Annotated in this window: 1 protein-coding gene; it reads left to right on the forward strand. The window is 65.6% G+C overall.

Annotated elements, in window-relative coordinates:
• Window positions 1-1,066: condensation domain-containing protein (locus tag GONAM_RS22165; RefSeq protein ID WP_006868992.1), on the forward strand; the 1,066-nt coding region annotated here is incomplete at both ends.

Consider the following 1,066-nt stretch of genomic DNA (forward strand, 5'->3'; position numbering starts at 1 on the left):
CGCCGCGCTGCCGCCGGTCACGGCGGTTGATCCGCGTCCGGATCGTGTTCCGTTGTCGTTTGCGCAGCAGCGGATCTGGTTCATCAATGAGTTGGAGCCGGAGGCTCCGACGTACAACATCTCGGTGGGGGTGCGGCTGGCTGGGCGTTTGGATGTGGCTGCCCTGGAGTTGGCGGTGCGTGATGTGGTGGCTCGTCATGAGGTGTTGCGGACGACGTTCCCGGCGGTTGACGGGGAGCCGTTCCAGTTGGTTCATGCTGTGGGTTCGGCTGTGGCGGAGCCGGATTGGGCTGTGGTCTCCGGTGAGGAGGAGTTGGTGGCCGCGGCGGGTTCGGGTTTTGATGTTGCTGCGGCGCCGCCGTTCCGGGTGCGTTTGTTGCCGGTGGGTGAGGATGAGTACATCTTGTTGGCGGTGTTGCATCATCTCGTCGGTGACGGTGAGTCGATGCGGCCGTTGATCGGTGACATCGTGACGGCGTATCTGGCTCGGTCGGTGGGGGAGGTGCCGGGGTTCGCGCCGTTGGATGTGCAGTTCGCTGATTTTGCGTTGTGGCAGCGTCGTGTTCTGGGGTCGCCGGATGATGCGTCGTCGGTGGTCGGGCGGCAGTTGGAGTACTGGGCGAAGCAGTTGGCGGGTACGCCGGATGTGTTGGAGTTGCCGGCTGATCGCCCGCGGCCGCGGGTGGCCTCGCACCGGGGTGCCACCGTGTCGGTGCCGTTGCCGGCCGCGACGGGTGTCCGGGTCGACGAGCTTGCCCGTGAGCGTGGGGTGACCTCGTTCATGGTGGTGCATGCGGCGTTGGCGGTGTTGTTGGCGCGGTTGTCGGCAACTGATGACATCGCGGTGGCCACGCCGATCGCCGGTCGTGGGCAGCAGGCGCTCGATCCGTTGGTCGGGATGTTTGTCAACACCTTGGTTTTGCGGACGTCGTTTGCGCCGCGGGACAGTTTCGCGGATCTTCTCGACCAGGTGCGCTCGGTCGATCTGGAGGCGTTCGCGCATGCTGACGTGCCTTTCGAGGCGATTGTCGAGCGTGTGCAGCCGGTGCGTTCGCAGGCGTTCGCC

The organism is Gordonia namibiensis NBRC 108229 (assembly GCF_000298235.1).
Taxonomy (GTDB): Bacteria; Actinomycetota; Actinomycetes; order Mycobacteriales; family Mycobacteriaceae; genus Gordonia; species Gordonia namibiensis.